We start from the raw sequence: 23,882 nt of genomic DNA on the forward strand, positions 1-23,882 counted from the left end.
TTTAATGTATATTATTTTTCAAGATTCAAGTGTTTTATAATTAAGCCCATTGAGGGATCATACGCTTCTGGGGCTTCGATCCACACTTGATGGCCTGAACCCGGAGCAACAATAATGTGGTTACCTGATTTATCATAAATTTCATTCAGCAAAATAGGGTAGTCAACTTTTGGTGACATAAGAGTTAGACGATCACCAACCTGAAAGCGATTTTTAACTTCAACTAAAAGTCTATTTTCCTCTCTTTTTACCACTTCTCCAACAAAAACCTGGGAGTGTCTTTCTGGGCTACCATTTAAATAATTTTGATAATCATCATGAACGTGTCTGCGATAAAAGCCTTCGGTGTAGCCCCGATTAGCCATGCCTTCTAAAATGTCCATTAATGATTTGTCAAATGGTTTTTGTTTAATCGCATCATCGATTGCTCGTTGATAGACTTGTGCTGTCCGAGCTGCGTAATAACAGGATTTGGTTCGACCTTCGATTTTGAGGCAATCTACGCCAATTTCAATTAAACGTGCAACATGTTGAATGGCTCGCAGATCTTTTGAGTTAAATACATAGGTGCCATGTTCGTCTTCATACATTGGCATCAATTCACCAGGTCTTTGGTTTTCTTCGAGTAGCACGAGTTGTTCTGAGTATTCTCCCAGTCCAAGTTGCGGTTTTGACTTCTGGAAAATATCACCGTTATTGGCTTGTTCAGCCTCATGAACTTTGTAACCCCATCGACAGGCATTAGTGCATGCTCCTTGATTGGGATCACGATGGTTGAAATAGCCTGATAATAAACACCGTCCAGAATAGGCAATACAAAGTGCACCATGAACAAATACTTCCAATTCAATATCGGGACAGTAATCGCGGATTTCTGCAATTTCATCTAAAGAAAGTTCACGTGAAAGAATAATACGTTTAATCCCAAGTGATTGCCAAAACTTAACTGCTGCAAAATTTACTGTGTTCATTTGTACCGACAAATGAATTTCAGTGTCTGGCCAATGCTGCTTGACTAACATAATTAGCCCAGGGTCTGACATGATTAAAGCATCGGGTTTGAAAGCAATAATTGGGGCAATATCGTTAACAAATGTTTTAACTTTGCTGTTATGCGCAGTAATATTTACTGCAACAAAAAATTTTTTATTAATAGCTCTCGCTTCTTTAATACCAGTTTCAAGGTTAGCCAAATTAAAACTGTTATTTCTAACGCGCAAACTGTAGCGGGGAAGTCCGGCATATACAGCATCAGCCCCGTATGCAAAAGCATAACGCATATGGTTGAGTGAACCTGCCGGTGAAAGTAATTCGGGACGTTTTAAAGATGAAAATGACATATCACTGATTAAATTAAATCAGCGATTATAGATTAAAATTTATTCTTAATTTTGACCTGGATCATGATGGGATCCTTTTATTCACCAGCTTTGATTAGTAATTTACTTTGCTTGATAATCAATAAAACATGCGGATTAAGCTATTAAATGATGAAAAACCTCACGTTAATTTTCTTTGGCAAAATTTAATTTTCATGTTGGCACACAAACTACTTAATGATGATGGTGATGTCCTGCCATTGTTGAGTCGGCAAAGAACAGTCCGTATAAAATATAAAATCCAAAAAGAATGAGCACCAAAGCACTTGCCCACTGAACCGGTTTTTTATTGAGCCAGATTTTTAGTGTAACACTGGCAGCGCCAGCGGCTAAAGTTGCGGGCAAAGTGCCTATACCAAAAAACAGCATAAATAAACCACTATTGATTGGGGTTGCCAAGGTTAATGCATAACCTAGACTGGTATATACCAGACCACAAGGTAGCCAACCCCAAAGTGCACCGAGAAATAATGCTTGTTTAATTGATTTGACGGGTAACAGATGTTTACTGAGTGGACTAATTTTATTCCACAGGAGTTTTCCAACTTTTTCCAGATAAGTAATCGCATTCCAAGCTTTACTGATATAAAGTCCCATAAGAATTAACAATACACCTGAAATTGTTTGCAGAACAGGAAAGTCAGTAACTCTTTGTGATTGATTACCTAACCAACCCGCAATTAATCCCAACGTTGTATAGCTGGAAATTCTGCCAATTTGATAACTGATGACTTTAAACCATTTGTGTTGTTTATCATCTGTTGCCATTGATAATGTGCTAATAATACCACCACACATACCAATACAATGACCGGCACCCATTAACCCTAAAATTACTGCGCTGAGTAAGGTAACTTGTTCTAATTCCATGATTTTTTGCGCTACTCTTTAATGTCTTTAATAAATTGTTGTCGTTCAGCTTCACTTGCCTGTTGCCACCAATACTGTAACATTTGCAATGCCATCGATTGATTTTTGCTGTTTAGACCTGACGATAAATTGTTAGGCTGAAGCAACTGTGATGAACGAGGTATTTTACTGGGTTTGGGATTGGGATGCGATAAATCGATGGGGTCATTTTGTCGCACTTGAGTTTGTTGTACTAAATAGCTTTCTGAACTACTCACCAGTGGTGTTAATTCAAACTGAATTCTAATGGAGTTGTCTTTTGTGAATTTAACAATTTCAAACAAGGGGCGTTGAATATAACGGCGCGCGGCATCGGCATTTTTTAATTTAACTACCTTTTGCTGATAATGACTGTCAGTGTCGAGGTAAAGTGTCAATAAAAATGGGGATGATTTTACAATATCAAAACTGTCATTGTCGTCACTATCAAAGACTTCTTCGTACTCAATCACTAGCAAGTTTTTACCGGGCTTTAATTGTAAATTTCGGTTTTGAGAAATAAATCCTGATGAATGAATAGTGCCATTAATCGCTTTGATATTAAAAGATTCTGCAATAATTAATTCGGGGGCAGTGAGTCCCATTATTGGCATAAGCATGGTTAATATGAGAGTAAAATACAGACTTTTTTTTGGCATGGTTTAATCGTATTACAGTTGGTTAGAACAATATTTTACGACAATATTGAAAAGAGTGAATAAAATGTCATGGTTGAATTTATTAGTTAAATTACTGAGCGCTACTGTTGTGCTTTTGGATATTGGTGGGATTATTTTCCACCGAATTATCTACCATTGATTCAGAATTAGAGTCTAAATGAGATTCTGATTGAGAATGCATCGAATGATGGGCTTTGCTTTGCGTGATTTTTTTTATCTGGCGCTTAGGGGATTCTTGTTGCTTTTGTTTGTTACTCTCAGGTGAGTCATCATCAAATAGAATATCAATTGCCGCAGAATCAAGGTCTTGAAACTGTCCTGTACGCACAGCCCAGAAAAAAATCGCAACTGCGATCATTAAAAGTACAATAGAAAGCGGGATTAACCAGTAAATAACGTCCAACGAAACAGACCTTAAGGTGATTAAGTAACCCGCCTAATATGAACTAATTTGATTAAGATGTAAATACTGGTGCTAGGCCTGAACCCCAAAAAATAATGGTAATCGCAAGCATTCCTACCAGACAGACCATACAAACTGTTAATATTGAACTAGCAAATAAAAATCCACGATCTTTATTGATACCCATTAATTCTGGCACGCCTTTGTACAACAGATTAATTGACATTCCGATGGCCAGCAGTGAAAACAACATATCTAACCAAAGGATTGGAAAACTCCCTAAAATCCCGACTAAAAATAGTGGCGTACAACTGTATGCGGTTAAGCTAACGCATTCGGCCAGACTTGGGTTTGCACCATAAGTCTTAGCCATCCACTGGACAAACCAAGATAATACCAATACCGCTGTCAATATTGCGACATAGGCAATGATAGAAAGATAAAGTGCACTTTCGGTAGTGAGTTTGTTTGTTTCTCCATCACCAATGCTCCAGCCAATATAGGTACTGCCGATAAAAGCTGAAGCGGGTGGAATCGCAGCGAAAAAAATTAAAAAGGTCAGATAAATATTACTGATACTCTGCTTTTTTTCTTTTATTTTTTGCCATTCCTGGTTGGGTCCATAAAGTAATGCTATGGCACTGGTTAATGACATGTTTACCCCCTTTTATTGCTGTCTTTCTGCCCAATTAGAGCAGGGCTATTGGCAACAAATAGTGGCTATGCAGGAATGAAAGTGGCGAATAAACCAATAATTCCACCAAAGACCCCCCCCCATACAACAAGCCAGCCTAAATGCTGTTTGATCATTTCCTGGACTATCTGTTTAACCATCGTTGGCGTTAATTCAGACAGTCGCTTATCTATAATTATAGACACTTTTTCTTTAATATCTGAAAGGACTTCGGGTTGTTCAATTTCTGAACGTAATAAAGATTTAAAGTCATCCTTTTCGGTAATCTCAATTATCGATTGACGCATATTAATAATAAAAGGCTCCTGCATAGGAAGTAGTGCCTCGCGACCACCAAGCATACCCAACATACTGCCAAAAGATGAACTCATTATGACGTCAAGTAATCGTTCAAAAGCAGGGGCCAAATCTATTTTTTCGATGACTGGGGCCAGATTAAATTGAGCTGGTTGATGATCGGGTGCCGATAAAAACTTATCGATATTTTCATCATTGAAAAACTGTTCCATGATCATCGTTTTGATTGCAGATTTAAATTCTTCAAATCGAGCTGGAATGACACCCGAGCCATAAAGACCGGGTACTTTTTCAAATAACATATGTACCGCAAGCCAGTTAGTTAAAGCACCCGATGTGGCAAATAACCCTACTGACAATATAATGGGATTAGCCAAAATATAACCAATGGCAATTAAACTGATAGATAAAATATTAGTGATAAGACTTTTATTCACCGATTAATTCTCAATAATTAATGATTTTTACCTGAGTCTAACAATAAAATATATTTTTGCACAGCTTATGATTAAAGGAAATATTAACGCGATAAAGTCTAATCAATCAGTTTAAGTAAAAGGTTAGAAGGTTAGAAGGTTAGATAACCTAATGATGAAGAAATCAATCAGTATATGGCGAATATCTGCCGTTGTGGAACTTATACAAGAATTCGCTGTAAAACTGGCTGCCAAACTAGCGAAACAAGAAGTAAAGTAAAAAGTTTCTCTTCAGTCAGTCGTTATTGACAAATTTGATAGTTGACGTTTAAAATTTTAACAGTGAACCGAAAGTTCATTCGATAAATTAACAGTTGCTATCTTTGTATGGGGTTTAAAATGGCTAAAAATCGAAAGTCCCGAATGGTGCTCAGTCACGAAGCTGAGACTGAGCAAAAATCTATTACGGTACAACATATTCCACGTAACCGAGTGTCACAAAATCCTTTGCTAAGAAAAGGTGGCGTTCATCAAAAGTCAAATTCTGCAAAACGCAGTGCTGCCCGTCGTCAGACCAAGCGCATGGTCGACGACGGCGTGTCTTTCGCTGCTTAATCAAAGAAATAGCCTTACCAATAAATTACAACAAATAACCATACCAATAGCCTTACCAATAAAAAATCTTGTCAGTTCTATTGCCATTTTGTTTCTTTCGATTGTTGTTGACTATTTTACAAAAATTATCCGTTCATTTAAGGTAATGACCCTAACAAAATCTGTTTGTATATAAAACAAACGCCTATGCTCAATTCTTATCAATTTCAGTTTATTTCTTCTATCCAAGAGATAGATCGGGCTTGTTGGCAACAGCTTATTAATACCGATTATCCTTTTATCCAATATGATTTTTTACTGGCGTTAGAAAAATCAGCATCGGTTTGTACTAAAACTGGTTGGCAGCCTCATCATTTAATTGTTAAAAGTGATACACAGTTGATTGCTGCCATGCCCATGTATATCAAGTCACATAGTTATGGTGAATATGTTTTCGATTTTCAGTGGGCTAATGCTTATGAACAGTCTGGCTTATCTTATTATCCTAAGTTGTTAACTGCGATTCCATTTACCCCCTCATCGGGTAAACGATTATATGTTTGTGCAACAATTGATGAAAATGAGTTTTACCAACATATTTTTCCTCTTATGCATGAAAAAATTATGGCACTTTGTCAAAAACAGCAATTATCTTCTTGGCATTTATTATTTTGTGATAAAACGGAATCAAATTATTGGCAATTGCAAGGTGGTTTACAACGTATTGGCATGCAATATCATTGGTTTAATCAAAATTATTCAAGCTTTGATGATTTTTTAGATCAATGTCGCGCAAAAAATCGAAAAAATATTAAGCGTGAGAGAAAACAGTTAACGCAACAATCGTTACAGGTTGAAGTTTTGCAGGGAGCGCAAGTCACTTTGGCCCATTGGCAGGCATTTTATGAATTTTATCAAGTGACTTATCTTAAACGAAGTGGCCATAATGGTTATTTAACGGATGAGTTTTTTAAGCTTTTAAGTGCAAGTCAGTCGCTGCAAATTGTTATGATAATTGCGAAAGAGTTACCTGACAATAATGAGTCGCTTAGAGATAGAAAGATGAGCGAATACCACCAAGCGGTTTTTCCTGATTTTAAGGAACAACTGAGCGATAAAAACGACAATGTAAATAAACAACCTCAGCAAATTGTTGCAGCGTCATTATTTTTTAAAGACGCAGAGTGTTTGTATGGTCGTTATTGGGGGTGTCGCAAAGAATATGATTTTTTGCATTTTGAACTTTGTTATTATCAAGGCATTGAATACTGTATTGAGCATGGTCTAAAACGTTTTGATGCCGGTGCGCAAGGCGAACATAAAATACCTCGAGGCTTTAAACCCATCGAAACTTATTCAAATCATTGGATTCAAAATTCAAATTTTGCGGGGGCTATTCGTCAGTTTACTGAAGAAGAAGCCTTATACGTACGCCAGGCAATAGGGCAACTAAAGCAAAAATTACCATTTAAAGTTTAAGTGAAATTTATTGAGCAGACCGCTAAATATGATAAAGAAAGCTTGACGGTTTTGCAGCTTTAGTTAATCTAAAAAAGATTAACTAAAGCCAGCAGTTTGAATATCTAAATTAAAGAGCAATTGGCGTATTGGCCCCAAGTCCGGTTCCATATACAATTGCATTGAGTAATAGCCGGTTACTGGCTAAAGTCGAACCTCGAAAGTTTGGTTGGCCTGCAAATAAAATAATTTGTCCATTACCCAATCGCTCTCTACTGAGGTAGGCCGCATTGGCAATCCGTTGTGCTGCTTCGGGCCAGAGTAGTCCACTCATTCGCAGCTTTAATTCATACTCATCAGGTAAGCTAGACCAACCTACGCGGCGAATTTTTTTGTTATCTTTTAAACTGCTTGTTAGTTTTTGCCATACAGATTTATCCATTTTTGAAAAGCTACCTAAACGAACCGGTGCTTGCGATCCTCTGGCAGACATTAAAATAGGGTGATTGGCAAATAGTAAAGGAATGGTTTCAGGTGTACCAAATGTTAACCAGTGTTTTTGATCGACTCGCGCCGCGACCATTGCACCTGATGGCATAAATTGTCGTTGCCACTGGTCAATTGATTTAAGCTCTTTCTCATTTTTATATTGACCTTGTTGTAATGGACTGTTGAGTTCTTCTAAAACCTTGTGACTCCAGATTTGTTCGAAGTTTTCTACCGGTTGCTGAGCTAACCATTCTTGTTGTAGAGCTAAATCATATTGTTGTATGTTTTTAAAACTTTCATCAATAGGACGAACTTGACTAAATTGAGCTTCGGGATTGATTAAATCCTGAATTGAGCCGTCTACCGCAATTAATGTTCCACCATTAGATACCCAGTTTTTTAATGCGTCCAGTTGCGGTTTAGATAAAGAGCCATAATAGCGATCAGGTAAAATCAATGTGTTGTAACGACGTAAATCGTTGTAGGAAAATGTTACCGCGTCTAAATGCGAATGTCTTATGCCAAGATTATTATCAATGCTGAACCAAATTGAACCATAATCGTAAGTGTTAATTCCTGCATTAGTTAAGATCGCTATTTGAGGTCTCGATAGCATTCTAAAATGAGAGCCACCAATATCAGGTAAATCGCCATCGCCCAAACCATCGTTAATCGCAATGGCACTAACTTTTAGATTTTGTGCAGTTGATTCAACGACTGAGGTCAAATCTTGGTTTTGATATTGATTATCATAGCGCGAGACAACTACCGAGCCACGGCTAAATTGTTGGCCATCGAGTTCGGCTGCTTTATCGATAACTCTGACCTTTATACCTTGCTCTAATAATTGAGCGGCAAAGCCAACTGAAGCATCATTGGCACCGTCTACAACATAAGCAATGTAATCTTTTTTCTTAACTATCGCTGGTGCGGGTTCAGGCGACTGATAAACAGCAAGATTATTAGAGACATATTCAGGGATAGTATAAGCCGTTAGCCCATGCATCATGGTGAGATTCCAGGCAGTTGTGTCGTACATTAAACTGGAACCGTCACGCAATATTTTCTGACGCTCTTCAATCAGAACTTCGTTATCGATTTTCGCATCAAACTCTAAAATTGCAGTAATCAAGCGAGCTTGAGATTGCCGAGCTCGAATAATTAAACTTCCTTTAGGAAGTGTAACGTTTGTGGTTTCTCCTAATTGCGTTGTTACTTGATTAAAACTCATCGCTTTTGTCGTAGTGTGAATTTCAAATCCTTGAAGTTCCATCAGTCGAATAAAACCAAGCCAGCGCTTTGTATTTTTGGTTGGGGGTAGGGCAAAGGTAATATTGGCAAAAGGACTATTTGCCGAAATTAATTGGCGCTTATCATTAACAAAGTCTTCATACATCGCTTTAGAATGTTTAGCCAATGTTTTCAGATTCTCTATTGTGCTGACTAATTGATGATGCACTGATTCTTGATAAGTTAAAACTCTACCATTTGATTGCATGACGCCATCTTCAGCCATCCGCGCCTGCTCATAAAGAATGTGTACTGAGCCCCTGAACTCTGAATAACTCGAATAACCAGGATATAAGTTTTCAAACCATTCGCCTGTAAAATAAGGCCAATGATTTTTGTCGAATGCCGCTGCTTGATCTTCGGCAAATGCCAATCCCCATTTTTTAGTGGCTGGCGAAAGATTTTTATTCACTGGCTCTCTGGCTGGGGCAAATAAATAAGAGCTTTGTGCACCCATTTCATGCGCATCGATTACCAGCTGGGGATGCCATTCATTAATGGCTTTCACTCGACCAACGGTTTCGGGGTGTACGCCGAGAATAAAGTCTCTGTTTAAATCGAATAAATAGTGATTAGTTCTACCATAAGGCCAGACGCCAGCATGTAATAAAGATTGATCATCAATATTGGGTGATACACCTCGATTTTGTTGAAGGGCTTTAGTAAAGCGTGCGCGTCCATCAGGGTTCATTGAGGGATCAATAATGATAATACTTTTTTCAAGCAAACTCAGCGTTTCTGAATCGGTTGCAGCAGCTAAATGATAAATTGCAGCTAATGCTGAGTCAGAGCCTGAAGACTCATTGCCATGTATTGAATAAGCCATCCAAGAAACCGCAGGAAGTGCTTGAATAATTTCTTTTTGTTGAGCTGTAGACAAATCTTTTGGGTTAGCAAGCTTGCTTAAATTTTGCTTGGTTTGTTCAATATTTTTCAAGTTTTGCGCGGTTGAAATTATCGCATAATAAAGTGGTCGACCTTCATGTGAGCGAGCATACTCAATTAGTTGAATTCTGTCGGAGCTATTGGAAATAGTCTTCACAATATTAACAATTTGCTCGGGTGTCGCCGTTCTTTGACCAACGGGAAAACCAAGAATTGCATCCGGGGTTGGAATTTGCGGGTTGTACTCACCGGATAGTAATGGTTTATTGTATTGCAACTCGGTTAATGGTGTTGGTTTTAGCTTAATTCCTGCAAAACCGGTTTGAGCCATGACTGCTATTAAAGCTGGCAGAATATATCGGGTTTTATTCGTACCATTTGTCTGGCGTGATGGATGAGATTTTTTATTACCAGTTAAAAGATTAATTGACTGTACGCCGATTTTGACATGATTAATTAGACGAGACAGATACGCGTGATTAGTCTTTTTAAATGGCTTAAGTTGCCGATAGAGTTGCATTAAAACGCCCCTTTTCTGAATTTATCTTTGTAGTTTGTGATGGACACTAGCACTCGCTAACCTTAAAGGTCAATATCCGTTTGTTCTAAAGCATAGTGAATCTATACAATAAAGTGTAACTAAATTGTTCTGCCAACGAAGACTATTTGGTAACTTGGAATAGAAATAAAATAATACGCAATCATTCATTTTGAATATAAAAGGGGAGTTAAAGCCTTAGCAAAATTAAACCGTGATTGATGAAATCTCTCTATATTCGCCCGGTTGCAAGTTATCCAGGCACCAATTTCCAATTTGAACTCGAATAAGGCGCAGTGTTGGAAAACCCGTAGCGGCGGTCATACGCCTAACTTGGCGGTTTTTACCTTCTCGAATAGTTAGTGCGATCCAGCTTGTCGGAATATTTTTTCTTTCCCTGATAGGTGGGGTTCGTGGCCAAATTGTTGAATTGACTTTATCGGTAGACAACACGTTTACTTGTGCGGGTTTGGTTTTACCATCCTTTAAAACAATTCCGCTTTTTAACTGCGCTAGCGCGGATGAATCAATTTTACCTTCTACTTGAACCCAATAAGTTTTACTTAACTTGAATTTAGGATGACTGATTTGCTGCTGTAATTTTCCATCATTGGTTAATAGCAAGAGTCCTTCTGAGTCTTTATCCAAGCGGCCTGCTGGGTATATATCTTTGATAGGGATAAAATTGGCCAGAGTTGAGTCTTGTGCTTCTCCACTGAATTGACACAGAGTGTTAAAGGGTTTATTGAATGCGTAAAGTAACGGCGATTGGGCTGTCGGGCTGGTAGTTTTGTTACGCAATGTCTTATTCGCCGCATTGTTATTCCGAGAAAATACCTTGTTCGAAGATCGATTATTGTGTGATTTGCTGGACGAACGCTTGTTGACTGTCATATGTGAAAAGATGTTCTAATTTGATGATAGAATTGCAAAAATAAACTAATCTAAATGATGTTTATTTATGACAATATTTCTGAAAATAATCGCAAAACTATGATTTTTATTGCAATTTAGCGTATAATCCGCACGCTTGATTTTAGTCGCAATAAGTTTAATCGAGTTTAAAATTTAATTCATTATACTCTTAAATGTATTCGTGAAAAGATAAATGTTTTTATAAAAACTCAACCTGTTTACGATAGTTTTTTAATAAGGGTATATCTCTACTTTAAATTCAGTAACTGATACTGTGCTCGATATTGAAGACAATATAAACTCGCTTTCGTAGCGTCCTAAAGTAGAAATTTTATAGTAGATAATTGTATAAATGCGCGACCATTTCTCGCAAAAGATTAAATATTAGACTAAACAAGTTATTTAAATCTGACTGTCCGAAAAGATATCAAGTAATAGAAAGCCAATATTGGTATCGTTGACAGTCTTTTTGTCTGTTGAATCATTGACGTTAGGAAATCAAATGACAACTTCGAAAATTATATATACTAAAACTGATGAAGCCCCAGCGCTTGCTACATACTCGTTATTGCCAATTATTAAAGCATTTACAAAGCCTGCTGGCATTGAGGTTGAAACACGAGATATTTCACTGTCAGGCCGGGTTATTGCAAATTTTCCTGATTATTTAACAAATGAACAAAAAATATCAGATGCATTAGCGGAGCTTGGTGAATTAGCCAAGTTGCCAGAAGCAAACATAATTAAATTGCCAAATATCAGTGCATCAATTCCACAATTAAAAGCCACTATTAAAGAACTGCAAGATAAAGGGTATGCGTTACCAGATTATCCTGAAGAACCTAAAAATGACCAGGAAAAATCGGTAAAAGCACAATATGACAAAGTTAAGGGAAGTGCGGTAAACCCTGTTTTACGCGAAGGAAACTCTGATCGCCGAGCGCCTTTATCAGTTAAAAACTTTGCTAAAAAGAATCCTCATTCAATGGGGCAATGGCAAGCTGATTCAAAATCGCATGTGGCGAGTATGTCAGATAATGACTTTTTCGGTAGCGAGCAATCAACAACTATTGAAAATGAAGGGAGCCTAAAAATTGAGTTGATTGATAATGCTGGGCAAGCGACAACCTTAAAGCAAAGTGTACCGGTACTTCAGGGTGAAATTGTTGATTCTTCAACGCTTAGCGTTAAAGCATTACGTCGCTTCATTGCGCAAGAAATTGAAAAAGCGAAACAGGAAGGTGTGTTATTTTCGCTACATTTAAAAGCAACGATGATGAAAGTCTCTGATCCAATTATTTTTGGGCATGCTGTGTCAGTATACTACGCCGATGTTTTAGCACAATATGCTGATGAATTTGATCGTTTGGGTGTTGATCTCAATAATGGAATTGGTGATGTTTATACCAAAATTCAATCATTGGATGAAGCCAAGCAAGATGAAATCAAAGCTGCAATTTTGGCGGTTTATGAAAAACAACCACCATTAGCGATGGTTGACTCAGATCGTGGAATTACTAATTTGCATGTGCCTTCTGATGTAATTGTTGACGCATCAATGCCAGCAATGATTCGCTCTTCGGGACAAATGTGGAACGCACAAGGTCAACAGCAAGATACAAAAGCAGTTATTCCAGATCGTTGTTATGCGGGTGTTTATCAGGAAACTATTGATTTTTGTAAGAAAAATGGCGCATTCGATCCGGCAACAATGGGATCTGTGCCTAATGTTGGTTTAATGGCTCAAAAAGCGGAAGAGTATGGTTCACATGATAAAACTTTTGAAATTGCAGCTGATGGTGTTGTCAAAGTAACAGATAATACTGGCAAGGTAGTTTTTGAACAGTCGGTCGAAAAAGGTGATATTTGGCGAATGTGTCAGGTGAAAGATGCACCGATTCAAGACTGGGTAAAACTGGCCGTTAATCGTGCGCGATTGAGTAATACGCCTGCTGTGTTTTGGTTAAATGAGCAACGCGCTCATGATGCTGAATTGATCAAAAAGGTTAACCAATATTTACCTGAGCACAACACGGATGGGTTGGAAATTTATATTAAATCACCAGTTGAAGCGACTCGTTATTCTTTAGAGAGAATGAAAGCAGGTCAAGATACTATTTCGGTAACTGGCAATGTGCTGCGTGATTATCTAACCGATCTTTTCCCTATTTTAGAACTGGGTACCAGCGCTAAAATGTTATCCATTGTGCCATTGATGAATGGTGGTGGATTGTTTGAAACAGGTGCTGGTGGATCTGCCCCGAAACATGTACAACAATTTGAAAAAGAAAATCATTTACGCTGGGATTCATTAGGAGAGTTTTTAGCGTTAGCGGCTTCTTTGGAACATTTGAGTGAATTTGCGAATAACCCAAAAGCGAAAGTGCTATCTCATGCGCTTGATCGTGCGACAGGTTTATTTTTAGATAATAATCGCTCACCTTCGCGTAAAGTTGGAGAAATTGATAATCGAGGTAGCCATTTTTATCTGGCTTTATATTGGGCACAACAAATGGCTGAACAGTCTGAAGATACCGAATTACAAAGCTTCTTTAAGCCAATTGCTGAGGCCTTAACCGCTAAGGAGTCAACGATTGTTGATGAATTAAATGGTGTTCAAGGACAGCCAATGAGTATTGGTGGTTATTACTTACCCAATGATGACTTGGCAGAAAATGCGATGAGACCTAGCGCAACATTTAATGAGATTTTATCTGTATAACATTTGTATATCTGGTCCGTTCATCATTGAATTTATCAATGGATTAAGATAGCTCTAAACTATCTTAATCCCAGTTTTACCATACTATTTTCTTCTTTTCGTCATCTAAACTCAGATCTTAATTTACTTTTATTGCCAAATTGAATTTTGAATTAATCGCATATTGATTCAAAGTCAATTTTATTGTCTTCAAAGTTTCACTGAACTGTTTATCAATAATCATTTTATTTAAGTAATGCTATTAAATTTAAAGTTAGACTAAAAGACAAATTAAATTGAATAAAACATTAATTAATTGGTTTAGTAGATGTATTTGTGATTGTTTTGTAATGGCAATTATAAATAAAAGTGTATACTAAAAAGTAAGACCGAAAATAAGACTTTGCAAACGAATTGCATTTAGAGATTTTTACAGATGCAAGAACGCCCTTTATCAAGGGCGTCTATTTTTAAATTTGTGAGTACTTCTCTATTCGTGAGTACTTTGTTGTTCTTGTTTTATCTGCTTAGATTCAGCGCCGATTGGTGTGATGTCTAAAGCATGAAGACCTTTTGGTCCTTCGCAAGTGTCAAAAACAACTTCCTGACCTGCTTTAAGGCTTTTATAGCCTTCCATTTCAATTGTTGAATAGTGCGCAAAGATATCGTCGCCGCCGTTATCTGGTCGGATGAAACCATATCCCTTTGCATTGTTAAACCACTTAACTGTGCCTGTAGCCATTTTATCTACTCCTCATTTTCCCTTCATCGTTGAATAATAACCAGTCTGACAATAATAGCCGGAATTTTTGCTAAATAAGTAGAACGGTTTTGCAACTTTATTCATTAAACTAGCAAATGAAAGCGCTCAATAAATGTCATATTTAAAATACTTTGTCAAGATGTATTTGTTTATATTATAAGCAGAGATGTTTCAGAAAGATTAAGCATTGAAAAATAACTAGTTATCCCCCATTAATGTCGCATAGAATGGTATTGTTAGAGAAAGCTCTTAACTTGGAGCTGCAAATTTGAAAACATTGACTAGAATTAAGATATGAGCAACGAAGATATTGATAAGGAAGGGCAGGAAGAAAGTGGAGTTGCTGTTGCTGAATCGACTCCCGAAACTAAAAAGCCAAGGATGTATCGAGTTGTCATATTAAATGACGACTACACGCCAATGGATTTTGTGGTGCAGGTGCTGAAGCGCTTTTTTCATAAGACAACTGAGCAGGCAACGAAAGTGATGCTACAGATACATTATGAAGGACAAGGAACCGCCGGGATTTATACGGCGGAAATCGCGGAAACTAAAGTTGTAATGGTTAACGACTTTTCTCGTGCAAACGATCATCCGTTGATGTGCACTATGGAAGCAGAGTAAATGGGGTCGAGGTTAGAGTTATCGCCTTGCGCATGATATTTTTACCTAATGTTAAGATAAGGTGTAGTAACGATGTTGAGTAAAGATTTAGAGTTAACCTTAAATTTAGCCTTTACCGAAGCGCGAGAAAAGCGTCACGAATATATGACCGTTGAGCACCTTCTCTTGGCTTTGCTCGACAATGCCAGTTCGGTAAATGTCATTCGCGCTTGTGGTGGAGATATTGAAAAGCTACAGCGGCAACTCACTGATTTTATAACAGAAACTTCTCATATTTTGCCCGAAGATGCGGGCGAAGTTGAAACCCAACCGACACTCGGTTTTCAGCGTGTATTGCAACGTGCAGTATTTCACGTCCAATCGTCTGGTAAGAAAGAAGTTACCGGCGCAAACATATTGGTGGCGATATACAGTGAACAAGAAAGTGAAGCTGTTTATTTGCTACAACAACAAGATATCACTCGCCTTGATATTGTGAATTATATTTCTCACGGTATTTCTAAGGTACCAGGGGAAGAATCAGAGCCTGAAAGCATTGAGTTTGATGGTGAAAAGAAAGAGCAGTCGAATAAGCAACCCACTGCGCTTGAATCGTACACCGTCTTTTTAAATCAACAAGCCAAAGATGGTAAAATTGATCCATTGATAGGCCGCGAGGATGAGATAGAACGGACCATTCAGATTTTATCGCGCAGACGCAAGAATAATCCGCTTTTTGTTGGTGAAGCTGGTGTTGGTAAAACTGCTATTGCTGAAGGTCTGGCCAAGCGAATAGTTGACAATGAAGTACCAGAAATTATTAGCGATTGTAACATTTTCTCACTAGATTTGGGTGCGCTGTTAGCTGGTACTAAATATCGAGGTGATTTTGAGAAACGTTTAAAAGCGGTATTAGCTGAGTTAAAAAGTCAAAAGAATGCCGTATTATTTATTGATGAGATCCATACTATTATTGGGGCTGGCTCTGCTTCCGGCGGGGTTATGGATGCTTCAAACTTGATAAAACCTATGCTTGCTAATGGCGAATTAAAGTGCATGGGGTCAACGACTTTTCAAGAGTATCGCGGAATTTTCGAAAAGGATCGTGCACTTGCTCGTCGCTTCCAAAAGGTTGATATTGAAGAACCCAGTATTGCAGAGACTGTTGATATTTTAAAAGGTTTACGCGGACGTTATGAAAAGCACCACCATGTTAACTACTCAGATGCTGCGCTGCAATCTGCAGCAGAGTTATCTGCACGTTACATTAATGATCGACAATTACCTGATAAAGCGATTGATGTGATTGACGAAGCGGGTGCCAATCGCCAATTACAAGATAGTGAAGATCGTAGTAGTCAAATTTCTGTTCAGGATATTGAAAATATTATTGCTAAAATGGCAAAAATTCCAGCTAAAACTGTCTCTACAACTGACATTAAAGCACTTAAAAACCTTGAGAGAAATCTCAAAATGGTGGTGTTTGGTCAAGATGAAGCGATTGAAACTTTAGCGAATGCGCTCAAACTTTCTCGCTCTGGTTTAGGTTTGGAAGACAAACCAATTGGCAGTTTCCTACTCGCTGGGCCTACTGGTGTTGGTAAAACTGAGGTAACTAAGCAGTTAGCCAAAATAATGGGGATTGAGTTTATTCGATTTGACATGTCTGAATATATGGAAGCCCATACTGTTTCAAGATTGATTGGTGCACCGCCTGGCTATGTTGGATATGATCAGGGAGGGCTGTTAACTGAAGCGGTAACTAAGCATCCATATTCGGTTGTTTTGCTCGATGAGATTGAAAAAGCTCATACCGATGTATATAACTTGTTATTACAGGTAATGGATCATGGTACCTTAACCGATAACAATGGTCGAAAAGCCGACTTTAGAAATGTTATTTTGGTGATGACAACTAATGCGGGTGCGGCTGAACTGGAAAAACCAAGTATTGGTTTTCAGCCTCAAACTCACGATAAAGATAATCTAGAAGTTATTAACCGAGTATTCTCACCAGAATTTAGAAACCGACTCGATGCTACTGTCTGGTTCAATGCGCTGAGTATGGATGTTATTTGCTCGGTTGTTGATAAGTTTATCGTTGAACTGCAAAGTCAGCTAGACAATAAAGGCGTATCGCTCGAAGTGACCGAAGAAGCAAAAGTCTGGTTGGCTGAGCAGGGCTTTGACCGAACTATGGGGGCTAGACCAATGGCTCGGGTAATGCGCGATAAGATCAAGAAAGAGCTGGCAGAGGAGTTATTATTTGGCCGTTTAGCGAATGGTGGTTCGGTGATTGTTGACTATAGTCAAGAGAAAGATAAGCTAGTGTTTGATATCAATAAAAAGCGCGAGCTTGTTGTTAAACAATAACTCTTCAAATTTGCTTTGTAACACAAGCATTAATTAATAAAAAAGCAGGTTTTAAACCTGCTTTTTTATTATTCTGAAACTCGCGAATTCTATACCAATAAAAATAATAATCGACAATCTGTCGACTCTTTATGATAGTGAAAAAGTTAAATAGCGATACAGGCTAATACAAATAAAAATAGCCTGAATATCGGTTTATTTTTAAATATCGGATAAATATTGGATATTAAAGAATTTGCTTATGGAACATTTCTTAGCGTAAATGTTATCGGGCACGAAAAGTAATACGACCTTTAGTTAAATCATAAGGTGTCATTTCTACTGTCACTTTATCGCCAGTTAAAATTCTAATATAGTTTTTACGCATTTTGCCTGAAATATGTGCAGTAACGACGTGGCCATTTTCAAGCTCCACTCGGAACATGGTATTAGGTAAGGTTTCCAATACTGTTCCTTCTAATTCAATACAATCTTCTTTTGCCATACTCTCTATTTTATCTGTTGGGGATTAAATCGCGCGTAATGATGCCTTAATTTCGCTCAATAATCAAAGTGTTTATCCATAGCTTAGCTCAAATATCTCCAGCTATCATTGATATAGCACTCAAGTGGACGATATTCACCTTTATAAGCCATTTTTTGACTGTTTTTTATCCAGTATCCTAGGTATACATAGGATAAGTTTGATTGCCTAGCTATCTCAATTAATTTAAGAATCGTTAACCGACCTAAGCTGAATTTTGAATAGTCAGGATCAAAATAAGTGTAAACCGCAGATAATCCATCAGGGAGTTGATCGTAGACCCCTGTTGCAATTAAATTTTGTGTTTTGAGATCATAAAAATTCAGGTAATTAGTCTCTAACCAGTCAGTTAACAAAAATTCTTTATATTGATGTGTAGAAGTAGGGTACATATCGCCATCTCGATGACGAATGGATATGTATTTATCAAATAATTGGTAGTGTTGTTGGTTAAAGTGAGCAGGCTCAATTTTCCAGCTGAAACGACTGGATTTTTTCAAGCAGCGTTGCTGAATTTTATTAGGTTTAAACTGTTTGACTGGCACTCTAACTGATATACAGGCGTTACAGCTTTCGCAGTTAGGTCGATAAACGTGTTCTCCACTGCGTCTAAAGCCTTTTTCGATGAGCGCTGAGTACAGCAGGGTATCGCTATTGACTTCAGGTGAAAGAAACATGGTTTGCGCAGTTTGCTCTTGCAGATATGGGCAGCTGTGCGGTGGCGTTAAAAAGAAGTTCAGTCGGACAGGTTTTATTTGATTAGACATAGTTTTAAAAACCATTAAATCAGTAACGTTTGCCAGTCGAGTATTTTTCTTTCCCAGATTTTATTGGTTACCAGGTTGTTTTCTTTTTCTAGAAAGGATAAATATTTATTTCTTGGAATATTGATACAACCTAGACTGGCAAGGTGAGGATTTTCGACCTGACAATCAATGAGTTTAAATCCGCTTTGTAATAAATAACGAGCAAGACAACTGAGTGCAATTTTTGAGCCGTTAGAAATGCGACTAAACATCGATTCTCCACAAAATACCTGGCCACAAACGACACCATATATACCGCCCACGATAGTATCCTCTTGCCAGACTTCGACAGAATGCGCATGCCCTAATTGATGTAAATCGGTATAAGCGATTTTCATTTCATTGGTGATCCAAGTTCCTTCGCCCTCAGCTCTTGGAAGTGCGCAATGGTTAATGACGAGAGAAAAATTTTGGTTGATTGTGACGGTTAGTTGATTTCTTTTTAACGTCTTTAAAACACTGCTGTGAATGTTAAAGTTGGATAAATCAAAAACAGTGCGCGGATCGGGTGACCACCAAAGAAGTGGTTCACCTTGGGAGTACCAGGGAAATATTCCTTTCCGGTAAGCATCTAACAGCCGACTTGTTGACAGATCGGCCCCTGCGGCCAAAAGACCATTGGGATCTGCCAATGCTGATTGCACATTGGGAAAGGGAGAGTTTTTATTTAAATATGGTAGCATGCTTAAAGAATAGCATTAAAATTAAAGAGATACATCGATAGTGTATCTCTTTAAAAAACTTTGTTGGAATAAATTACCGGATTGTGATTAAAACGTCATTTCGGGAATTTCACCTTCAATGACTAATTTACCTGCAGTTTTTTGTTCAATTTCTTCGACTGATACGCCTGGGGCGCGTTCGAGTAAATAAAAGGCACCATCTTTCACTTCGAGTACCGCTAAGTCGGTGACAATTCTTTTGATACAGTTTACTCCAGTTAATGGAAGTGTACATTTTTCAAGCAATTTAGAGTTACCCTTTTTGTCGGCATGTGTCATAGTAACAACAATATTCTGAGCGCCAGCAACTAGATCCATTGCGCCGCCCATACCTTTCACTAATTTTCCTGGAATCATATATGAGGCAATATCACCATTTTGATCTACTTCAAAAGCGCCAAGTACCGTTAGATCAACATGACCGCCACGAATCATAGCGAAACTTTCCGCCGATGAAAAAATAGATGCGCCACTGACCGCCGTCACTGTTTCTTTACCTGCATTAATCATGTCAGCATCAACTTGGGATTCAGTTGGGTAAGGACCCATACCAAGTAAACCATTTTCAGATTGCAGCATAACTTCAATGCCTTTGGGGACATAATTGGCTACCAATGTTGGAATACCAATTCCCAGATTTACGTAGTAACCGTCTTTTAATTCTTGCGCAACTCGCTTCGCAATTTGTTCGCGTGTTAATGACATTGTAATTCTCCGTTCAATTCTATTGTGCCAAAGTTAAGCGTTCGATTCGCTTTTCGAATTGTCCCTGGATAATGCGATTAACATAAATGCCAGGCGTATGAATTTGAGTGGGTGGAATTTCACCAACTTCAACAATTTCTTCAACTTCAGCTACGGTAATTTTTCCCGCAGTTGCGGCCATCGGATTAAAATTCATCGCAGTGTCACGATAAACCAGATTCCCGATTTTGTCGGCTTTCCATGCTCTAACAATAGCAAAATCACCAGTAATAGATTCTTCGAGAATATAATCTCTACCATTAAAATTTTTAACTTCTTTGCCTTCTGCAACTGGCGTACCAAACCCTGTGGCGGTGTAAAAGGCTGGAATACCAGCTCCACCAGCACGCATTTTTTCGGCTAATGTTCCTTGCGGCGTTAATTCAACTTCGAGTTCACCAGAAAGGAATTGTCGTTCAAATTCGGCATTCTCTCCTACATAAGATGAAATCATTTTTCTAATTTGCTTATCTTGCAATAAGATACCCAAGCCAAAATCATCGACGCCGCAATTGTTAGAAACAAATGTGAGGTCTTTAACGCCCATTGATTTAATTTGAGCAATCAGGCCTTCGGGGATTCCACATAGACCAAAACCGCCGGCAATAACTGTCATACTGTCAGTTAATCCAGCCATTGCTTCTTGATAGGTTTGTACGACTTTATTAAAGCCGGCCATAATATTACTCCTGTTAAACACGTTTGAAACGACAGCAGTGATAGATCTTAAGCTGTACTATTCAATATGAGTTGTCAGTTAAATAAGCAGTTAAATGCTCAGCTCAAACAGGATTACCTGCATTGATTAGCTAGTATTGCATTAGCTACTTTTGATTGATTTTTACGGTTTAAAAACTGACTGATAAAATCACCAGCAGCAACCAGTTTATTTAAATCGATACCAGTTGTTATGCCTAAACCATTTAGCATATAGACGACATCTTCTGTCGCGACATTTCCTGATGCTCCCTTGGCATAGGGACAACCACCAAGGCCCGCAACCGATGCGTCAATGTTGGAAATACCTGATTCCAAGGCAGCGTATATATTAGCTAAAGCCTGACCATATGTATCGTGAAAATGGACTGCAAGTTGATTTATTGGAATCAAATTTTTGATAGTATCGATCAATCTTTTCGTTTTACCAGGGGTGCCAACGCCAATTGTGTCACCCAACGAAATTTCATAGCATCCTGCCTGATAGAGACTTTCTGCCACTTCAACCACGCGTTGAACAGGAATTTCTCCTTCGTATGGGCAACCCAGAACGCAAGAAATATAACCTCTGACAGGGATATTATTTTGCTTGGCTGCACTGAGTACTGGCTGAAACCTTGCAAGGCTCTCGTCGATACTACAGTTAATGTTTTTCTGAGAAAAACTTTCAGAGGCTGCTGCAAAAATTGCCACTTCTTTGGCGCCCGATTGTAGTGCATTTTCAAATCCTTTTAGGTTAGGCGTCAATACCGGATAGCTGACACCTGAATGCTGCGGTAACCCTTTGACAATTTGTTCGTGATCGGCCATTTGCGGCACCCATTTGGGAGACACAAAACTAGTGGCTTCGACTACTTTGAGTCCACTTGCCACTAGCAGCTCAATTAATTTCAGTTTAACCTCTGTCGGTACTGGTGTTTTTTCATTCTGTAGTCCGTCTCTTGGTCCAACTTCGACTATCTTTACATTTGTACTCATGTTTGACTCTTAGGCTGTCTTAAGCAAATTTACTCTTCTTCGAAAGTAATTAGTTCGGCACCTTCATCAACTAAATCACCTTCTTGATAAAGTACTTCATCAATCACAGCAACTTTATGTGCTTTTATGGTATGTTCCATTTTCATTGCTTCCATAACAATTAAAGGTTGACCTTCTTCAACTTGGTCGCCTGCCGCAACTAAAACTTCAATAACAGTTCCGGGCATTGGCGCTGTTAAATTTGCCTGAGCGTCTTGCTCAAGTGAAAAGAGTCGGTTGTCTTTAATTTCGAGTTGCCACTGGCTGGCTCCTTTAAAGATCACAAGTTGGTTATTTTGCTCAACTAAATTGACGACTGATTGATGTCCGTCTAAATCAATAAACAATTTTTGCTCATCCAGATAGCCACGCACATGGTATTCTCTTTGATTGAACTCTAATAAAAAGTGATGCTGCCTAAAGTGCGCAGTAATGAGATAACTTTGGCCATTTTGCAATAATTCAATTTGGTGGTGGTTATCTTCATTTAAACGCCAACCCGACTTTTCTTGCCACGGCGAGTAGGGATCCAGTCTATCTGACTCGTTAATAGCTGCTTGTTTTAACATGACATAAAGTGAGGCCGCAGCTAAAATATCTTCGGTGACAGAAGGTTTATCAATAATTAATTCTTCTTCGTGTTTTTCCAGAAAATGAGTATCTAAATCGGCTTCTATAAACGCATCATTTGAAGCGAGCTGATGCAAAAATTCAATATTGGTTGACAGACCGGCAATTTGAAAATCTGCAAGAGCACCGCGTAATCGGGCTAAAGCCGCACTACGATCATTATCCCATACTATCAGTTTGGCAATCATTGGATCGTAAAAAACACTGACGCTGTCGCCAGCGATTATGCCTGAATCTACCCGAACATTTTGATGACATCTGGGCAGGCTCATATGAATTATTTTTCCCGTTGCAGGTAGAAAATCATTTTGTGGATCTTCTGCATAAATTCGAGCTTCAAACGCATGCCCATGACGCGGAATCTCTGCTTGTGCTAACGGTAAGGGGAGTCCATTAGCAACATTGATTTGCCACTCAACCAAATCAAGTCCGGTAATCATTTCGGTGACTGGGTGCTCAACCTGTAAGCGAGTATTCATTTCCATAAAATAAAATGACCCGTCTTCATCGTAAAGAAATTCAACGGTGCCAGCACCACGATAACCGATGGCTTTAGCAGCGGTAATAGCGACTTGACCCATTTGCTGACGCTTCTCTTCTGATAAACCTGGCGCCGGGGCTTCTTCAATAACCTTTTGGTGGCGTCGTTGAACACTGCAATCTCGCTCAAACAGATGAACTTGATTATCGTGGTTATCAGCAAAAACTTGTATTTCAATATGTCTAGGTTTGGTCAGGTATTTTTCAATCAGCACTTTATCATCGCTGAACGATGAAAGTGATTCGCGCTTACAGGAATTGAGTAATTCTAAAAACTCACTGCTTTTTTCGACGACTCGCATACCTTTACCGCCACCACCAGCAGTCGCTTTAATGAGAACCGGATAACCAATATTATCGGCTTGTTGGTGCAAAAAGTCAGGCGCTTGATTATCACCGTGATAACCTTCAACCAATGGAACACCCGCATTAGTCATAATTTCTTTCGCTTCACTCTTCGACCCCATAGCTTCTATTGCTGCTACAGGAGGCCCTATAAAAATGATCTGATTTTGCGTACATAAATTGGCAAATTGAGCGTTCTCTGATAAAAATCCATATCCAGGATGAATAGCATTAGCATTGGACTTTTTGGCAATGTCGATAATTTTCTGAGCTTTTAAATAACTGTCTTTTGCTGCTGGGCCGCCAATGTGCCATGCTTCATCGGCTAACTTGACATGCTGGGCATTTTTATCCGCATCAGAATAGACCGCAACACATTCAATACCCATTTTGTGTGCAGTGCGTATAATTCGACAGGCAATTTCGCCTCGGTTAGCAATCAGAATTTTGTTGATTTTTAAATTAACCATTG

At 38.4% G+C, this 23,882-nt stretch carries 21 protein-coding genes; 5 read left to right on the forward strand and 16 right to left on the reverse strand.

Annotation, left to right across the window (positions count from 1 at the left end; translation table 11 throughout):
- Positions 1 to 11: 11 nt before the first annotated feature.
- The 6 genes from trhP to ABVT42_RS02025 all read right to left on the reverse strand — a co-directional run bounded on the left by trhP (position 12) and on the right by ABVT42_RS02025 (position 4,778).
- Positions 12 to 1,340 (reverse strand): prephenate-dependent tRNA uridine(34) hydroxylase TrhP, encoded by a 1,329-nt coding sequence (trhP, locus tag ABVT42_RS02000; RefSeq protein WP_353873423.1) that lies wholly within the window; start codon positions 1,338 to 1,340, stop codon positions 12 to 14.
- A gap of 213 nt (positions 1,341 to 1,553) precedes the next feature.
- Positions 1,554 to 2,249, reverse strand: a complete 696-nt coding sequence (locus tag ABVT42_RS02005) for a sulfite exporter TauE/SafE family protein (protein WP_353873424.1) — start codon at positions 2,247 to 2,249, stop codon at positions 1,554 to 1,556.
- Positions 2,250 to 2,260: 11 nt separating this feature from the next.
- A complete protein-coding gene (locus tag ABVT42_RS02010; protein ID WP_353873425.1) occupies positions 2,261 to 2,926 on the reverse strand; it encodes a DUF2057 family protein in 666 nt (221 codons plus the stop codon).
- A 91-nt stretch (positions 2,927 to 3,017) separates the two neighbouring features.
- Complete coding sequence (ccoS, locus tag ABVT42_RS02015) at positions 3,018 to 3,350, reverse strand: cbb3-type cytochrome oxidase assembly protein CcoS (RefSeq protein ID WP_353873426.1); 333 nt, start codon at positions 3,348 to 3,350, stop codon at positions 3,018 to 3,020.
- A 52-nt stretch (positions 3,351 to 3,402) separates the two neighbouring features.
- The gene (locus tag ABVT42_RS02020) at positions 3,403 to 4,005 is read right to left on the reverse strand and encodes a Yip1 family protein (RefSeq protein WP_353873427.1); all 603 of its coding nucleotides are present in this window, start codon (positions 4,003 to 4,005) and stop codon (positions 3,403 to 3,405) included.
- 65 nt (positions 4,006 to 4,070) lie between these two features.
- Entirely contained in the window at positions 4,071 to 4,778 is a 708-nt protein-coding gene (locus ABVT42_RS02025) for a DUF445 domain-containing protein (RefSeq protein WP_353873428.1), read from the reverse strand.
- 378 nt (positions 4,779 to 5,156) lie between these two features.
- Between ABVT42_RS02025 and ABVT42_RS02030 the strand changes: the two genes are divergently transcribed.
- Positions 5,157 to 5,372 (forward strand): hypothetical protein, encoded by a 216-nt coding sequence (locus ABVT42_RS02030; protein ID WP_353873429.1) that lies wholly within the window; start codon positions 5,157 to 5,159, stop codon positions 5,370 to 5,372.
- Between the two features lie 186 nt (positions 5,373 to 5,558).
- A complete protein-coding gene (locus tag ABVT42_RS02035; protein ID WP_353873430.1) occupies positions 5,559 to 6,830 on the forward strand; it encodes a GNAT family N-acetyltransferase in 1,272 nt (423 codons plus the stop codon).
- 109 nt (positions 6,831 to 6,939) lie between these two features.
- On the opposite strand, the gene ABVT42_RS02040 is transcribed toward ABVT42_RS02035, so the two are convergent.
- Positions 6,940 to 9,993, reverse strand: a complete 3,054-nt coding sequence (locus tag ABVT42_RS02040) for a M14 family metallopeptidase (RefSeq protein WP_353873431.1) — start codon at positions 9,991 to 9,993, stop codon at positions 6,940 to 6,942.
- A gap of 225 nt (positions 9,994 to 10,218) precedes the next feature.
- The gene (locus ABVT42_RS02045; protein WP_353873432.1) at positions 10,219 to 10,812 is read right to left on the reverse strand and encodes a pseudouridine synthase; all 594 of its coding nucleotides are present in this window, start codon (positions 10,810 to 10,812) and stop codon (positions 10,219 to 10,221) included.
- Positions 10,813 to 11,428: 616 nt separating this feature from the next.
- Between ABVT42_RS02045 and ABVT42_RS02050 the strand changes: the two genes are divergently transcribed.
- Positions 11,429 to 13,648 carry an NADP-dependent isocitrate dehydrogenase gene (locus ABVT42_RS02050; RefSeq protein WP_353873433.1) on the forward strand — a complete coding sequence of 740 codons (2,220 nt, stop codon included), beginning with the start codon at positions 11,429 to 11,431 and terminating at the stop codon, positions 13,646 to 13,648.
- 469 nt (positions 13,649 to 14,117) lie between these two features.
- Here the strand turns inward: ABVT42_RS02050 and cspD are convergent, their stop codons facing one another.
- Positions 14,118 to 14,369, reverse strand: coding sequence for a cold shock domain-containing protein CspD (gene cspD / locus ABVT42_RS02055; RefSeq protein WP_353873434.1), 252 nt, complete (start codon positions 14,367 to 14,369; stop codon positions 14,118 to 14,120).
- 315 nt (positions 14,370 to 14,684) lie between these two features.
- Between cspD and clpS the strand changes: the two genes are divergently transcribed.
- Together clpS and clpA are read left to right on the forward strand one after the other, a co-directional pair.
- Positions 14,685 to 15,014, forward strand: a complete 330-nt coding sequence (clpS, locus tag ABVT42_RS02060) for an ATP-dependent Clp protease adapter ClpS (protein ID WP_353873435.1) — start codon at positions 14,685 to 14,687, stop codon at positions 15,012 to 15,014.
- 72 nt (positions 15,015 to 15,086) lie between these two features.
- Positions 15,087 to 17,366, forward strand: coding sequence for an ATP-dependent Clp protease ATP-binding subunit ClpA (gene clpA, locus ABVT42_RS02065; protein ID WP_353873436.1), 2,280 nt, complete (start codon positions 15,087 to 15,089; stop codon positions 17,364 to 17,366).
- A gap of 265 nt (positions 17,367 to 17,631) precedes the next feature.
- Here clpA and infA read toward each other — a convergent pair whose 3' ends face one another.
- From infA to ABVT42_RS02100, 7 genes are all read right to left on the reverse strand, one after another.
- Positions 17,632 to 17,850: a translation initiation factor IF-1 gene (infA, locus tag ABVT42_RS02070; RefSeq protein WP_196137995.1), complete on the reverse strand. Its 219-nt coding sequence runs from the start codon at positions 17,848 to 17,850 to the stop codon at positions 17,632 to 17,634.
- A gap of 83 nt (positions 17,851 to 17,933) precedes the next feature.
- Entirely contained in the window at positions 17,934 to 18,656 is a 723-nt protein-coding gene (locus ABVT42_RS02075; RefSeq protein ID WP_353873437.1) for an arginyltransferase, read from the reverse strand.
- A 14-nt stretch (positions 18,657 to 18,670) separates the two neighbouring features.
- Positions 18,671 to 19,378, reverse strand: a complete 708-nt coding sequence (gene aat, locus ABVT42_RS02080) for a leucyl/phenylalanyl-tRNA--protein transferase (RefSeq protein ID WP_353873438.1) — start codon at positions 19,376 to 19,378, stop codon at positions 18,671 to 18,673.
- A gap of 87 nt (positions 19,379 to 19,465) precedes the next feature.
- Entirely contained in the window at positions 19,466 to 20,122 is a 657-nt protein-coding gene (locus ABVT42_RS02085; RefSeq protein ID WP_353873439.1) for a CoA transferase subunit B, read from the reverse strand.
- Between the two features lie 19 nt (positions 20,123 to 20,141).
- Positions 20,142 to 20,840, reverse strand: a complete 699-nt coding sequence (locus tag ABVT42_RS02090; protein ID WP_353873440.1) for a CoA transferase subunit A — start codon at positions 20,838 to 20,840, stop codon at positions 20,142 to 20,144.
- Between the two features lie 113 nt (positions 20,841 to 20,953).
- Positions 20,954 to 21,856 carry a hydroxymethylglutaryl-CoA lyase gene (locus tag ABVT42_RS02095; RefSeq protein WP_353873441.1) on the reverse strand — a complete coding sequence of 301 codons (903 nt, stop codon included), beginning with the start codon at positions 21,854 to 21,856 and terminating at the stop codon, positions 20,954 to 20,956.
- A 29-nt stretch (positions 21,857 to 21,885) separates the two neighbouring features.
- On the reverse strand, positions 21,886 to 23,880 hold the full coding sequence (locus ABVT42_RS02100) for an acetyl/propionyl/methylcrotonyl-CoA carboxylase subunit alpha (RefSeq protein ID WP_353873442.1): 1,995 nt from the start codon (positions 23,878 to 23,880) through the stop codon (positions 21,886 to 21,888).
- Positions 23,881 to 23,882: the final 2 nt, after the last annotated feature.

Source organism: Aliikangiella maris (assembly GCF_040719265.1).
Classification (GTDB): Bacteria; Pseudomonadota; Gammaproteobacteria; order Enterobacterales; family Kangiellaceae; genus Aliikangiella; species Aliikangiella maris.